The 16145-nt window shown below is 32.4% G+C and carries 14 protein-coding genes and 1 other RNA gene; 13 read left to right on the forward strand and 2 right to left on the reverse strand.

The genetic code is table 11. The features are described from left to right. The first annotated feature begins 75 nt into the window (after positions 1 to 75). The 4 genes from asnS to ACW5YJ_RS08635 all read left to right on the forward strand — a co-directional run bounded on the left by asnS (position 76) and on the right by ACW5YJ_RS08635 (position 3123). Positions 76 to 1368, forward strand: a complete 1293-nt coding sequence (asnS, locus tag ACW5YJ_RS08620) for an asparagine--tRNA ligase (RefSeq protein ID WP_107551353.1) — start codon at positions 76 to 78, stop codon at positions 1366 to 1368. Positions 1369 to 1452: 84 nt separating this feature from the next. Further along, the gene (locus tag ACW5YJ_RS08625; protein ID WP_457338085.1) at positions 1453 to 2139 is read left to right on the forward strand and encodes a DnaD domain-containing protein; all 687 of its coding nucleotides are present in this window, start codon (positions 1453 to 1455) and stop codon (positions 2137 to 2139) included. Beyond that, entirely contained in the window at positions 2129 to 2788 is a 660-nt protein-coding gene (gene nth / locus ACW5YJ_RS08630; RefSeq protein WP_017724497.1) for an endonuclease III, read from the forward strand. Before ACW5YJ_RS08625 ends, nth begins: the two co-directional genes overlap by 11 nt. 5 nt (positions 2789 to 2793) lie before the next feature. Beyond that, positions 2794 to 3123, forward strand: a complete 330-nt coding sequence (locus ACW5YJ_RS08635; protein ID WP_017724496.1) for a YpoC family protein — start codon at positions 2794 to 2796, stop codon at positions 3121 to 3123. A 222-nt stretch (positions 3124 to 3345) separates the two neighbouring features. Here ACW5YJ_RS08635 and ACW5YJ_RS08640 read toward each other — a convergent pair whose 3' ends face one another. Further along, positions 3346 to 5514: a transglycosylase domain-containing protein gene (locus ACW5YJ_RS08640; RefSeq protein WP_017724495.1), complete on the reverse strand. Its 2169-nt coding sequence runs from the start codon at positions 5512 to 5514 to the stop codon at positions 3346 to 3348. Next, positions 5511 to 6137: a Holliday junction resolvase RecU gene (gene recU / locus ACW5YJ_RS08645; RefSeq protein WP_107551350.1), complete on the reverse strand. Its 627-nt coding sequence runs from the start codon at positions 6135 to 6137 to the stop codon at positions 5511 to 5513. The genes ACW5YJ_RS08640 and recU overlap by 4 nt, the downstream gene beginning before the upstream one ends. A 251-nt stretch (positions 6138 to 6388) precedes the next feature. Here recU and ACW5YJ_RS08650 point away from each other — a divergent pair, with 251 nt between their 5' ends. From ACW5YJ_RS08650 to ACW5YJ_RS08690, 9 genes are all read left to right on the forward strand, one after another. Next, entirely contained in the window at positions 6389 to 6727 is a 339-nt protein-coding gene (locus ACW5YJ_RS08650; protein WP_107555587.1) for a DUF1798 family protein, read from the forward strand. Next, complete coding sequence (locus ACW5YJ_RS08655) at positions 6724 to 7290, forward strand: SLOG family protein (RefSeq protein WP_107551349.1); 567 nt, start codon at positions 6724 to 6726, stop codon at positions 7288 to 7290. Before ACW5YJ_RS08650 ends, ACW5YJ_RS08655 begins: the two co-directional genes overlap by 4 nt. A 10-nt stretch (positions 7291 to 7300) precedes the next feature. Beyond that, positions 7301 to 7663: a DivIVA domain-containing protein gene (locus ACW5YJ_RS08660; protein WP_017724491.1), complete on the forward strand. Its 363-nt coding sequence runs from the start codon at positions 7301 to 7303 to the stop codon at positions 7661 to 7663. 139 nt (positions 7664 to 7802) lie between these two features. Continuing rightward, positions 7803 to 8177, forward strand: an RNA gene (rnpB, locus tag ACW5YJ_RS08665) — RNase P RNA component class B. Positions 8178 to 8344: 167 nt separating this feature from the next. Then, complete coding sequence (locus tag ACW5YJ_RS08670; protein ID WP_107551348.1) at positions 8345 to 9478, forward strand: THUMP domain-containing class I SAM-dependent RNA methyltransferase; 1134 nt, start codon at positions 8345 to 8347, stop codon at positions 9476 to 9478. Between the two features lie 40 nt (positions 9479 to 9518). Next, the gene (rarD, locus tag ACW5YJ_RS08675; protein ID WP_017724488.1) at positions 9519 to 10424 is read left to right on the forward strand and encodes an EamA family transporter RarD; all 906 of its coding nucleotides are present in this window, start codon (positions 9519 to 9521) and stop codon (positions 10422 to 10424) included. 283 nt (positions 10425 to 10707) lie between these two features. Then, on the forward strand, positions 10708 to 11343 hold the full coding sequence (locus tag ACW5YJ_RS08680; RefSeq protein ID WP_017724487.1) for an SDR family oxidoreductase: 636 nt from the start codon (positions 10708 to 10710) through the stop codon (positions 11341 to 11343). Between the two features lie 350 nt (positions 11344 to 11693). Then, a complete protein-coding gene (locus ACW5YJ_RS08685; RefSeq protein ID WP_107551347.1) occupies positions 11694 to 15134 on the forward strand; it encodes a dynamin family protein in 3441 nt (1146 codons plus the stop codon). A gap of 20 nt (positions 15135 to 15154) precedes the next feature. Beyond that, positions 15155 to 16036, forward strand: coding sequence for a 5'-3' exonuclease (locus tag ACW5YJ_RS08690; protein ID WP_017724485.1), 882 nt, complete (start codon positions 15155 to 15157; stop codon positions 16034 to 16036). The last annotated feature ends 109 nt before the right edge of the window (positions 16037 to 16145 follow it).

Below are 16145 nucleotides of genomic sequence, written 5' to 3' on the forward strand. Positions count from 1 at the left end.
AGAACTTATATATGGATTTTGTTAAAATATATAAGGATAAAGCATAGAAAACTACAATATAATAGGAGACTGGTTATGAATATAACGATAAAAGAAGCAAAACAGTATATCGACCAAGAAGTTACAATAGGCGCTTGGTTAACAAACAAACGCTCAAGTGGTAAAATCGCATTCTTGCAATTAAGAGATGGGACTGGATTTATGCAAGGTGTTGTTGCCAAAGCTGCAGTTGATGAAGACACTTTCCAAAAAGCTAAAGATATTACTCAAGAAAGCTCACTTTATATTACAGGTGTCATCAGTGAAGATAATCGTTCAGATATTGGTTATGAAATGCAAGTTACATCTATTGAAGTGATTTCAGAAGCGCATGATTATCCAATCACACCAAAAAATCACGGTACAGAATTCTTGATGGACCACCGCCATTTATGGTTACGTTCTAAAAAACAACACGCAGTTATGAAAATAAGAAATGAAATAATTCGTGCAACTTATGAATTCTTTAATGATAATGGTTTCACAAAAATTGATCCACCAATTTTAACAGCAAGTGCACCTGAAGGTACAAGCGAGTTGTTCCATACAAAATATTTTGATCAAGATGCATTTTTATCTCAAAGTGGGCAGCTTTATATGGAAGCGGCAGCTATGGCGCACGGCAGAGTATTTTCATTCGGACCAACATTCCGTGCTGAAAAATCAAAAACACGTCGCCATCTTATTGAATTTTGGATGATTGAACCAGAAATGGCATTTTGTGAACATTTCCAAAGCTTAGAAATACAGGAACAATATGTTACACACGTTGTTACATCTGTTTTAAATAACTGTAAGTTAGAATTAAACGCATTAGAACGTGATACTTCAAAATTAGAAAAAGTATCAACACCGTTTCCACGTATCACATATGATGATGCCGTCGTATTCTTAAAAGAACAAGGTTTTGATGATATTGAATGGGGCGAAGATTTTGGTGCGCCACATGAAACTGCAATTGCCAATCATTATGATTTACCTGTATTCATCACAAATTATCCAACAAAAATCAAACCATTCTATATGCAACCAAACCCTGAAAATGAAGACACCGTCTTGTGTGCTGATTTAATTGCACCAGAAGGCTATGGTGAAATCATCGGAGGTTCAGAACGTATTAACGATCTCGAACTACTTGAACAACGTTTAAATGAATTTGAATTAGACGCTGAAAGTTACAGCTATTATTTAGATTTACGTCGTTACGGTAGTGTGCCTCACAGCGGATTCGGATTAGGCTTAGAAAGAACTGTAGCTTGGTTATCAGGCGTAGAGCATGTTCGTGAAACTGCTCCATTCCCACGTTTATTAAATCGTTTATATCCATAAGCATTATATATATCAACATTCGTCCAGTCTATTATCTATGGCTGGACGTTTTTATAACGCAATTAATGAAAGGAGGGCGCATGTTTGAATAGCGAACAACTTAAAGTTAGACCAGTAATTATTAGACAAGAACTATTAAATAATTATAATCAATTAGGTATAAATGAAACGGAATTAGTAATTTTAATTAAACTTATACATGCTTCAGAAACATCTAACAAACAGCCTTCCATTGAATCATTACAACAAGGGTCATCTCTAGATTCCAAGGCAATTACTTCTGTCATTCAAAGTTTAATTCAAAGCGATTTGCTAGAACTAAAAGTAAATAAAGACGAAGAAGGAAAATTCACAGAATATATGAACCTGAATCCATTTTATAATAAATTAAGTGAAATCATGGAAGAAATGGAAGTCCAACATGACGAAGAAAAATCTGAAGTAGATTTTAATACGTTATTTCAACAAATCGAACAAGCTTTTGCACGACCGTTATCTCCATTTGAAATGGAAACTTTAAATCAATGGTTAGACATAGATAATCATGGTTTAAGCGTGATTCAAGCTGCCCTTGATGAAGCAACAAGTCAAAACAAATTAAGTTTTAAATACATGGATCGTATTCTGCTCAATTGGAAGAAAAATAATGTCAAAACGATTGAAGACTCGAAAAAGATTAGCCGTCAATTTAATCAACCTAAAATGAAGCATACCGTAACAAAAGTACCCAAATTTGATTGGTTGAATGGAGAGAATCCAAATGATAAGTAACAAAAAAGCATTAGAAATGGTGGATGTTATTGCTGAGATGTTTCCCAATGCTGAATGTGAACTGAAACATGATAATCCCTTTGAATTAACCATTGCAGTATTATTATCTGCTCAAACTACAGATATTTCAGTAAATAAATTAACAGATAAACTATTCAAAAAATACAAAACGCCTGAGGATTATTTAAGCGTAGATATTTCAGAATTAGAAAATGATATTCGCACAATCGGTCTATATAGAAATAAAGCTAAGAATATTCAAAAATTATGTAAGTCGCTTTTAGATAAATTTGATGGTGAAATTCCACAAACACATAGTGAACTAGAAAGTTTAGCAGGAGTTGGTAGGAAAACAGCAAATGTGGTCATGAGTGTTGCTTTTGGCGAACCGTCCCTAGCTGTTGATACACATGTTGAACGCATTTCTAAACGCTTAGGTATTTGTAGATGGAAAGACAACGTTAGGCAGGTAGAAGATAAATTATGTAAAGTAGTTCCTAGAGAGCGTTGGAATAAAACACATCATCAACTCATCTTTTTTGGGCGTTATCATTGTTTAGCAAGAAGCCCTAAATGTGATGTTTGTCCATTATTTGAAGAATGTAGAGAAGGACAAAAACGCTATAAAGCCAATGTGAAAGAGGCATAAATATAATGATTACAAAAGAACATTTTAAAATTTTAGAAGATCAACTTGATTATTTTGCAAAAGCAAAGCAATTAAAATCAACTGAAGCGAAAGCATTGCTAGATGATTACTTTGATTTAATTGAACAATATTTTAAACAAATAAATAATATTGATAACCTTGAATTTCAAGAGCTAGATGATTATCCTGTTGTACCGATGAATTTTGAAGAACGCTACAATTATATGATAGCAAGAAAATATCACTTTATGGGTTATAGTCAAATGAAAACATTAAAGTCAGAACTTATTAAAATGAATGCATCGTATCAAATTCGTCGTAAAAATAAAAAATAATTAATATGCACGGTGTTCATTGGAAATGTTTAATTCTTTTGAATATACCGTGCTTTTTTATATAGGAAAACAATATCGTTATGAATAGTCAAAATAAAAAACACACTCAGCGCTATACTTAGCGTCGAGTGTGTTTTTTATTTTAGACATGTGGATATTAATTATTTTAAATTAATAATGTTAATTTACCTTCGTCTAAGACTCACTGTATTTAATTAAGTACTATCTTGCGGCACTTTGACCGTTTGTACTATTTGATGAACTACTAGAACTATCACTGCTATTTGAACTTGATGAAGAACTGCTGCCTCCACCTTGTCCTTGAGGTTTATTCGATGTTGTATTGTCATCTGGACTACCTTTAACAGATAATGAATCTTTCGAATCTCCACTTACTGAATCAGGTTTATTGAAGTCTTTACCATCTCTTGGTGAAATGTTATCCATAACATCTTCTAACAGATATTGTGGGTATTCTTGTTCTTCATGGCCAACAAAGGAGTTTGTACCACCTTGTTTAACTTCACTGAATCCCATCCATACAGACATACTGTATTTTGGTGTAAATCCGTTAATCCAAACATCTTTAGCAGCATTATCTGGTAAGTTGTATTGTTGATAAGTTTCAGCACCATAAGTACCTGTACCAGTTTTTGCAGCTATGTTAACGCCAGAAATATTATGGCCATAAGCTGAACCGTATGCTTCAAATGTACCTTTTAATACTTCAGCTAACATGTAAGAAGTTGAATCTTTCATTGCTTTTTTACTTGTATGGTCATATTCAATAGTTTCGCCGTTTTGTTTTTCGACTTTTTTAATTGAATGAGCATTATTGTATTCGCCACCATTTGCAATTGCTGCAAAGGCAGAAGCTAATTGGGTAGGTGAGAATTCGGATGCTGAACCACCTAGTACTTCAGATGGGCCAATATCTCCTTCATAGTCAAGACCTACATTTTTAGCAAAGTCTTTAGGTGCATCATTACCAGCGTTTTCTTTAGTTGACTGCCATGCTTTAAGTGCTGGAATGTTGAAACTTTGACGAAGTGCGTCATAAAGTTTAACTTTACCATGGCTTTCTGTATCATAGTTTCTGAAAGTAACGCCATCTACTTGATATGCTTCCTCATCTTGAATTGCATGGTTTGTCGCCCATGACATATTCTCAATTGCTGGACCATATGCTAAGAATGGTTTAAGTGATGAACCGGTAGGGTGTGCGTCAGTCGCTAAGTTTCTATCTACGATATCTTTATAATTTCTACCGCCTGATATAGCAACTAGACCTCCATTTTCACTATCTACAATAGAAGATCCTACTTGTTGGTCATCATTTTTGTAATAGCTACCGTTATTAATACGGTCTTGTAATGTTTGTTGAACATTTTTATCCATATTAGTATAAATCTTAATACCACTATTTAATACAGATCCTAAATCTTGGTCTTTAAATGCTTTGTTGTTCATAAGTTCAGATTTTACAAAGTTAATATATGAATCATATTCTGGATTTGAGTTATCTTCACTTACTTCACGTTCTTCAGAAGAACGTTGAACTAGGTTATCTTCAACAGAAGTATTTTGAGCTTTTTCTTTCTGTTCTTTTGTAATTCTATTATGATATTCCATTAAATAAAGAACAGTGTTTTTTCGTGATTCTGCTTCTTTTGGATGTTCATAGATGTTATAAGTATTTGGCACCTGTGGTAAACCAGCAAGATAAGCGGATTCAGCTAAATTTAAATCTTTCAAATCTTTGTTGAAATAGTATTTAGCAGCAGCTTTAACACCATAAACACCGTCAGAATAGTAGATTTTGTTTAAGTACATTTCGAATATTTCATCTTTACTGTACTCTTGCTCTAATCTATAAGACAAATATGCTTCTTGTGCTTTACGTGCTATTGATTTTTGATCGGTTAAAAATGAACGTTTAACAACTTGTTGTGTCAGCGTCGAAGCACCTTCAGCTCCAAAACCACCGGTTACGTTTTTAGCAACTGCACCGAACAGTCGTTTATAGTCTAACGCGCCATGATCATAGAAACGATTATCTTCAGTAGCTAATACCGCTTCTTTCATCGTTTTCGGAACCTCATCTAAATTAACGTGTTCGCGTCGCTGTCCATTATCTAACGTCTTAACCAAGTCGCCATCTTTATCATAAATCTTTGCTGGAATAGGGTCTTGTAATTTTGATTCCGTAAATGCTGGTGCTTTCCAAGCATAATACGCAAATAACAAGATACCAATTAATGCTAAAACGATAAATGCAATAATTAGAAAACCAATTATCTTAATTATCGTTCGTTTTATATTCCTATTCTGTTTTTGCTCAGACTTTCCATTCTTACTGTTAGACTGGGAAGTCTTCTTTTTCTCCGTCATACGCGGTCCTCACTTTCATCTAATATCAACTTATCAACTGTTTTGAGATAATTCAATCGTGGTTGATACTGATAAGGAATATAGTAACCATTTTTTCTTATTTCTTCAACCGTTATCGACTTTTTAATTTCGTTAATGTGTCTTTCCCAAAACATTTTGAAATTAGAATATGGAAGCAAATAAACTTCATCGAGCGATTTAAAACGAATTAATAAAAAGACAATTCCGTTTTGTTTATAACAGGCATCCATGTGTTTCACTTGATGATCATGCATGTTATTTAAAGGAAAGGACGTTTTATTTTTCGTTTCTTTCGCTTCAAAGTCTAAATATCGGCCATTATAAATACCGTTATAGTCGGTAGTCGACGGCGTTCTGAAATAAGCCTCATTTATAACAGCTTTACTTCTCATCGGATAGTGAACATTTACTATTTGAACGGGTGTAGGTTTCTTATGTATTACAGCTATACCATGATTCAAATAATAAGTATTCGACAATTCTATATCGTTTTCTAGCGACATACCTCTGCCACCGTAATCAATTTTACTAGTTTGCCCCTGATGAGTTCGTCCGTCTTGAGACTTATTTCCATTAAATGGCTTTCCATTTGGGTAATTCATTTATTTTCACCACTTTAGTTAGGAAATCAAAAACTTGCTCCATTATACATGAGTGCAGCAATTTTTTCCAAACTATGAAATTTGAACCAATGTATTTACAAATACATCACATACATTTTAACGTGCTTTGCCCAATTAAACAATATTTGAAACAAAATATTATAGTAATATAAGGTAAATGTTAGGCGACTCTTTAAAAAATGACTGAAAATCAATTTTATGGTAAATTTGAAATGTAGGGGGAAGTCTCAATGCAACAAATTATTACACAACTATTAAATGATGTTTTGTTAATGCAAGAAAGGTATGAATCCGTGAAAGCATCAGGAGAAGATTACGACTTTTATTCTACTGTTGTACCGTTTACCACTGAGATAGACCAACGCTTAAACACACTTTTGAATCGAGAATCACAAATCCTTCAATTACAATATATGAACAAAAAGAAGTTCGACCTTTTAATTTCAAATATCGAGTCACTTTCAGTTGAATGCCATTTCAAACGTACAAGCCGAAAATTGTTCACAGAAAAATTAAAAGCTGTACAATATGATTTAAGTTATATTCAAAGAAATGAGTTTTGTTTATGATAAAAACAATTTATGTTACTGGCTATAAATCATTTGAACTCAACATATTCAAAGATGATGCACCAGAGGTTAGTTATTTAAAGAAATTTATCGAACATAAATTAAATCAGTTGATTGAAGAAGGGTTAGAGTGGGTATTAATACAAGGACAGATGGGTATAGAATTATGGACGGCAGAAGTGGTTCTTGAATTGAAGGCGAGCCACCCTGATCTAAAATTAGGTATAATAACGCCTTTTTATGGACATAGTGAAAGGTGGAACGAACAGAATCAAGCTAAGTATAATAACATTACACAAAAAGCAGACTTCGTTGACAGTGTGTTCCATGTCCCATATGAAGGCCCACATCAGTTTAAACAAACGGATCAATTCATGTTAGATCATACAGATCAGACACTTTTAATTTACGATGAAGAGCAAGAAGCTAGTCCTAAGTTCTTTAAGCACATGTTAGTTGATTTTATGGAAAAAACAAATTATACTTGTGATATTGTGACGTTCGATGAATTAACTGAGTTCATCAACGACTTACAGTGGTCTCAAGAACAAAGTTTTGAATGAGGTGGAAAAAATGTCAGATGTTTCATTAAAATTATCAGCAAAAGATATTTATGAAAAAGATTTTGAAAAAACTATGACTCGTGGCTATAGAAGAGAAGAAGTAGATGCCTTCTTAGACGATATTATAGCAGATTATCAAAAGATGGCAGATTTAGATAATGAAGTTGTAAAACTTTCAGAAGAAAACAATAAACTAAAAAAAGAATTAGAAGAGTTACGTTTACGTGTTGCTACATCGAGACCACAAGAAAATAAAAATTTCTCTTCAAACAGTAATGCAACAACTAAAAGTAATAACAATAATAACAACAATAACAATGTAGATATTCTAAAACGAATATCTAATCTAGAAAAAGCAGTTTTCGGAAAATAACATACACGTGCATTGAGCTGATGAAATGTTATTAGCGTAGATTTCATATCATCTACATAAAGATAAGTTTTGATTTTTTCAAAACTTATCTTATTTTATTTGTTTAACAACTAAAATAATGATATACTTCTTGGGATGGTGTTTCGGGTAATCGCTATAGCGATATAGAGGAAAGTCCATGCTCACACAATCTGAGATGATTGTAGTGTTCGTGCTTGATGAAACAATAAGTCAAGGCATTAAGTTGACGGCAATGAAATAACCTAAGTCTTAGGATACGGTTAGATTAGTTTGAAAGTGCCACAGTGACGTAGCTTTTATAGAAATATAAAAGGTGGAACGCGGTAAACCCCTCGAGTGAGCAATCCAAATTAGGTAGGAGCACTTATTTAGCGGAATTCAACGTATATTTAAGGCATACTTTAGATAGTATGTAGACAGATGGTTACCACCAGCGTACGAGTGTTTCTAGTACACGTTCGCAGTACAATGGTACAAAACATGGCTTACAGAAATATCATCACTAGACCCAAGCTCTCCCAATATAGGAGAGCTTTTTTAATTGGTTAAAATGAATTGAAATAATTATCAGTTCACTATAGAACTTGATGCAATGTCATATCTATTTAAAATAACTTTTGATAAAATAAAATAAAATCTTTAATAAGAAGGAGCAAAACAATGTATCAATTATTAGCTGTATGTCCAATGGGATTAGAAGCAGTTGTAGCCAAAGAAATTCAAGAATTAGGTTATGAAACAACTGTCGAAAATGGCAAAATCTTCTTTGAAGGTGATGAAACTGCAATTGTTAAATGTAACTTATGGTTACGCACAGCCGACAGAATCAAAATAGTAGTTGGACAATTTAAAACTACAACTTTTGAGGAACTATTTGAAAAGACAAAAGCATTGCCTTGGGAAACATTGATTGAACAAAACGGTAACTTCCCTGTACAAGGTCGTAGTGTTAAATCAACATTATATAGTGTGCCTGACTGTCAAGCTATCGTTAAGAAAGCAATTGTAGAACGTTTAAAGCACGCTTATCAAGAACGTGGGTGGTTAAGTGAAAATGGAGCAAAATATCCAGTTGAAGTGGCTATTTTAAAAGATAATGCACTGTTAACTATAGATACTTCTGGTTCAGGCTTAAATAAACGTGGCTATCGTTTGGCACAAGGTGAAGCTCCAATTAAAGAAACACTAGCAGCAAGTTTAATCCGTCTAGCTAACTGGACAGGTGACACGCCTTTAGTTGATCCATTTTGTGGGTCGGGGACAATCGCAATTGAAGCTTGTTTAATCGCTCAAAACATCGCTCCTGGTTTCAACCGTGATTTTGTATCAGAAAAATGGGATATTATGCCAGATAGTTTATATGACGAAATGAGAGACGAAGCCGATCAACAAGCAAATTATGATCGTGAGCTAGAAATATATGCCTATGATATAGATCCAGAAATGATTGAAATAGCGCGCAGAAACGCTGAAGAGGTTGGTCTCGCTGATATTATTCAATTTAATGTTAAAGACGTTAACACATTAACTTTAGGCGATGAAAAACCGTATGCATTAATTGGTAACCCACCATACGGCGAACGTATAGGTGATAGAGATAAAGTCGAAGAAATGTATCGTTATATTGGATCACTTATGCAAAATCATCCACAAATATCAACTTACGTTCTTACAAGTAATACTGAATTCGAATTTTTAGTTAATAAGAAAGCAACAAAACGCAGAAAATTATTTAATGGTTATATTGAATGTACTTATTATCAATATTGGGGAGAGAAAAAACCTCGCAAGTAAATTCTTCTCCTGTCTTGATCATTAGAAAGAGGTGTTACAATTGAATACAGAATTTAAAAAAGGAATTATCTTTGCTTTCGGAGCATATTTCTTATGGGGCATACTACCCATTTATTGGGGATTAATTGACGATATAGGAGCATTTGAAATATTAGCATTTCGAATTGTACTTTCTATGATTTTTATGTTATTTATCGTTATCCTTACTAAAAATACTGCGCCATTTAAACGAGATATTCAACGACTATTTACGAATCCAATACAACTCATTGCGATTATTGCAGCTGGCTATGTGATAACAATTAATTGGGGCACATTCATATGGGCTGTTACAAATGGACACGTGTTACAATCCAGTTTAGGTTACTACATAAATCCACTTGTAAGTATTTTACTTGCATTAATATTTTTAAAGGAGCGATTCAATAAACTTGAATGGATTGCCATAGGACTTGCTGTTGTAGGTGTGTTATATATGACATTGAAAATAGGGGTATTCCCTGGCATTTCTTTATTGTTAGCAGGTTCATTTGGAATCTATGGATTAATTAAAAAACTTGTTCCAATAGATGCTATAAGCAGTATAACTATCGAATGTATTGTAACAGCGCCTGCTGGATTTATCTATTTATGGTATATATGGTATCACGGTGGACTTACATTTGGTATGAACGTTTCTTCTTTTTGGTTGTTATTCTCAGGAGCCGTTACAGCAGTCCCACTTATATTGTTCTCAGCCGGTGCCAGACGCATACCGTTATCATTAACTGGCTTTATACAATATATCGGACCTACTTTAATGTTTTTAATTGGCATCTTCCTATTCAAAGAGCCATTTGATTTAGATCAACTCATTACATTTATCTTTATTTGGGTGGGGATTATAATTTATAGCATTTCACAATATGTAAAAATCAAAAAAGATAAAAACCCAGTGATAAATTAAATCAACTATAAAATAATGTCTCTAGCGCAAGGACAACGTATTACATTTATGTGTGTAAACCGTCCTTGAACTAGGGTTTTTATTTTTTGAAAATACAATTTATAGCTTTTGACAATTCTACTTTCACGTTTACTTAACTAAAAATAGGATAACTATAATATTGTGAGTGTAAACATAAGAAGTGAATTATTTAGAAAAAATAATTATACTATACATAACACTATTAAATAATAAGAGAAAAATAAGGTCTCGTATAATAACTAAAATGTACAGGAGTGATTAGATGACAAGAGTATTGATACTAGGAGCTAATGGTGCGATTTCTAAAGCAGCTATCAACTCATTTTTAGAAAATACAACATATACCTTAAGATTATTTTTAAGAGATGCAAACAGATTACCTGACTATGCCTCAGATCGTATACGAGTTCGTGAAGGCGATGCCACAAATTTAGATGATGTTACTAATGCAATGGAAGATGTTGATATTGTCTTCGCCTCATTATCCGGTAATTTAGATAAAGAAGCACAAACAATTGTCGAAGCCATGAATGCAAATAAAGTAAAACGACTTGTATTTGTTACTTCACTTGGTATCTACAACGAAATCCCAGGTAAATTTGGTGAGTGGGTACAAACTCAAATTAGTGAATCATTACCAGTCTATAAAAAAGCTGCAGACATAATTGAACAATCCGGTCTTGATTATACAATATTCAGACCAGCTTGGTTAACTGATATAAACGAAATTGATTACGAAATCACTAAAAAAGATCAACCCTTTAAAGGAACTGAAGTATCTAGAAAAAGTGTAGCTGCAGTAGCAGTACAAATTGCAAAGAATCCAAAACTATATTTAAATGAAAACATTGGTATAAATAAACCAAATACAAATTTCGAGAAACCAAGATGGAAATAATTGATTTAAAATTAACATATTAAAAGCCAGTCCGAGACATCAATAGTTGCCTCGGGCTGGCTTTTGTAAATATAGAGTAATTAGCTAGAGTAAGCAATTACAAATTATAGATGAATATGGCAAAGTCAATTCAGCAAAAAAGTATTTCTAATGCGTAATATCATTGAATTTTATATTTTGAAATTCAAAAAATATTAAAAGATTATACAGCTTGTACCTATAACATCTTTAATTAAATGATAGTATTTTCAATTTGTAACAACTTATTTTAAAATACTTACTTTAGACAAGTAACGATTTGTTATACAATAAGAAGTAATTACATATAAGTAATAAAGGGGATACGAAACATGTCTAATACTGAGCAACTCGATATTTTATATAAATTAAAAAAAGAAGTAGAAAAATCTAAAAATGGTAGATTAGTCCATATTATCAATCAAGTAATTAAAAAAGTGTTTTTAGAACAATACACTGCGACTTTTGTAGGTCATTTTTCAGCAGGAAAATCCACATTAATCAATTTACTACTAGAAGAATCTATATTACCAAGTTCTCCCGTACCTACAACTAGTAATACCGCAATTGTTTCTGTCGCAGACCAGCCAGGAATTATTGCAAACCTAAGTAATCAACAATATACATTATTAAATAATTACGATGATGTAAAAAAAATGAATCGTGAAAATTTCGATGTGGAATCAGTGGAAATTAAATTTCCGTCTGGTAAATTTCGCAAAGGATTTACATTACAAGACACGCCTGGGGTCGATTCTAATGTGTCTAGCCACCAATCTAGTACAGAAGAGTTTATGTATACGAGCAACGTACTCTTCTATACAGTAGATTATAATCACGTCCAATCTGCTTTGAATTTTCAATTTATGAAACAACTGAACCAAGCAGGTGTTCCAGTCGTATTTGTAATTAACCAAATTGATAAGCATAATGAAGACGAAATCAGTTTCAACACATTTAAATCACGTGTTGAAAAGTCAATAGTAGAATGGGAAATTGATTTAGATAAAACTTTTTATGTTTCTAAATTTAGTCATGCACATAATGAAATTGAAGCACTTTCAAAATATCTTGTAGAAAAAGATAAAAATCGTGAAACAATGGAGAATTATGTTAATCGAATCGTAAAATTCATCACAGAAGAACAATTATCCTATATTAAATATGAAATCCAAGACCTATTAGATAAATTGGATATTTTCGAAGCGGATTTTGAACAAGCTTATATCAATTTCAAGCAACATCAGCAGGTCAGTGAAGAAGCAAAGTTATTAAACAACCCAGATGAGTTGTATGAATTTTTAAAACAAAAAAGAAAGGCAATTATCGATAATGCTTATATAATGACACATGATACAAGAGAAACGATTCGAATGTATTTAGAAAGTCGTACTAAAGACTTCACAGTTGGCGGACTTTTTAATAAAAAGAAAAAAACACAAGAAGAACAACAACGTAGATTAAATATGGCACTCGCGCAATTACAAGAAAAAGTTAACCAAGAGATCAGACAACCACTTAGAGAAGATATGTCATTTTTAACTCGCTTTATAAATGATTCTGAAATAAATGAAGCTATATTAAATCAACATTATAAAATCCCAGAATCGTTAATAACTGATTTATATCAAACACAGATTACTATTAGCAACCAGTATGTATTAACATTTTGTGATGATTTAATGAAATCACTTAAACAGTATATCGGCAAAACTTCTGATCCATTGTTCAAAGAAGCTATCAGTCATGCTCAAGCAAATGATATTGGTATAGAGCAAGAAGATGACTATAATGATTATGAAAAATTTATGGAAATGCGTAATCTAAGGGAATCACTTGAAACACAAAATTACTTACATTATTACATTCATATAGATGATTCGCTCGATAAACTTATAGATAGAAAAGAAATCACATACACTCCAAAAGCAAATAAAGTAAAATCCGTTAATCATTCCAAGTCAGAAACTTCTATAGAACCAAACCAAGAAGATAAAACACAAAATATTAAGCATGCGCTTGAAGTTATTAAAGATGTACCGTTGTTCGAACAGAGCAAACAAAATATAGATGACACACTTGCTCGACTAGATAACAAAATAATCAAAATAGGTGTGTTCGGGACGTTTAGTGCTGGTAAAAGTAGTTTAATTAATGCTTTATTAGGTGATAATTATTTAGTGAGTTCACCGAACCCTACAACAGCTGCTATGACAGAACTAACATACGGTCACGATAGTCAAATTACGTTAAAATCGGCCGACCAACTTTTAGAAGAAATAAACCAAGTCTTCGAAGTGGAAAATGTTACATTTGATAGTATAGAGACGCTTTTAAATAAAAATACAAATAAATTAAAAGCATCACTAGAAAAAAATAAGTTAGCTTTTGTAAATGCTGTAGAAGAACATTATGGCATGTATCAAGATATGTTAAAAAATGGCTTAATACACACAATTGACCAAGATGAAATTAAAAAATGGAGCGCAGAAGACGAATATGCTACATTTGTTAATACTGTCCATTTAAAATTACCGGTAGATTGGTTAAAAGATAAAATTATAGTAGATTCACTTGGACTGCACTCTAATAATCAACGTCATACTAATGAAACTGAAAAAGTATTAACATCAGCTGATTTAATTTTGTATGTTAGTTACTTTAATCATTCATTTACAGATAATGACAAACGCTTTATTGAACATATGAAAGCAATGAACCAATTAAACGAAAACCAAGCATTTAAAATGATAATTAATGCAACAGATTTAGCAGAGACAGAGGAAGATTTAAACGCGGTTATTGAATACGTAGGAGATGCTTTAACTCAAGTTAATATGGATTCAGACATCTTCGCTGTTTCAAGTAGGGAAGCATTAAAAACAAATGACATTGGTATCGAAAGACTTAAGAAGAGTATTGAACATTTTGTTCAAGTTGAATCCAAAAACATTCTACAAAAACAAATGTTGGGTCAACTTCACCATATTTCTGAAGCATATGAACAAATGATTGAAGCATTTCATAATGATAAAGCAGAAATCAACAAACGTAATCAAAAATTACAAAGTTATGATAATGCAACAATTTTCAAAAACAATTTACTTCAAATCGCTGAACAACGAACATCAAATGAAGTAGATGATCAAATCTATCATTTAAATGAACGATTAAAATTACAATTATTAGATGAAGTTAAATCTATCTATAATGGACAAATGACTAAAAACACGAATTTCAATGAGGAAAAACGTCAATCAACAAAATTATACTTAGACCAAGTTCACCAGCGATTATATCTAGAGCAATCATTGCTTGTAGAACGTATAAAGAAATATTTCCATGAACAATTACACACTGAAATTGCCCCTTTAAAGCAAAAGTTACAACAGTTGCACGTGTTTATAGAACCTGAATTTGATAAAAGTAAAATTGAGTTAGATAATCCTTACTTAAAAATTGATTTAACTCAAATGATTGACGCATTACCAAAATCACTTTCTAAAAAGAATATCTTACAACCTAAAACGCAAAGTATAATTCAAGAACAAATAACACAAGAAACGATTAATTTATTAGCTCCATGTATAGCTAATTTAAGACAAGCTGTTAACGAAACAGTTATGCAAATGCAAAGTAATGCTGAAGATAAATTTAACCAATTTGAAAATGAAGCTCATAGTCAAATTAAGGAACTTTTATCTTTTGAAGTAGACGATGCATTTATTCAACAACTACAAGAAACAAATAATAATTTAAAACCATATATGTAATTAGAGGAAGAGGTACTTTTATGTCCAAAAAAATATTATTAATTGATGGCATGGCTTTACTATTTCGCCATTTCTTTGCCACAAGTCTTCATAAACAATTTATGAGAAACTCTTCGGGAACACCAACAAATGGTGTTCAAGGGTTTATACGCCACGTTTTCACTGCAATAAACGAAATTCAACCAACACATGTAGCTGTATGTTGGGATATGGGTAAATCTACTTTTAGAAACGATATGTTTGATGGTTACAAGCAAAATCGACCTGCACCACCAGACGAACTAATACCACAATTTGATTACGTCAAAGAAGTCTCTAACCAATTCGGTTTTGTTAATATAGGAGTTCAAAATTTTGAAGCAGACGATGTCATTGGTACTTTAGCAGAAGCCTATTCTGAGCAAAACCAAGTCTATATCGTTACAGGGGACAGAGATATTTTACAATGTATTAATCCAAATGTTGAGATTTGGCTAACCAAAAAGGGATTTAATATCTACAATCGTTACACATTAAATAGATTCCAAAGTGAATATGGTTTGAATCCTTCGCAACTTGTAGACGTAAAAGCATTTATGGGCGACACTGCGGACGGATATTCTGGTGTAAAAGGTATCGGAGAAAAAACAGCAATCAAACTAATCCAAAATCACGGCTCAGTTGAATCTGTTATCGCTGCTTTAGAGCAATTAACACCTGGTCAGCGTAATAAAATAGAAGCCGATATGGACAATCTTAAACTTTCAAAAACCTTAGCAAAAATCCACACAGAAGTTCCTTTAAATACGAATGACTTATTGGATGAAATGGCATTTGGTACTGAAATAACAAAAGTTTTAAACATATGTAACGAACACGAGTTATACGTATCCGGTAAATATCTAGCCACTCATTTTAGTTAACTCAAATACATGTAAGTAAGGCTTATAAACTATATACAAAGCGGACATATGAAATCAAAGTTTTCTCTTTAATATCATATGTCCGCTTTCTTCATTTTTAATAAATTAC

Source organism: Staphylococcus sp. mip270_02 (assembly GCF_054031535.1).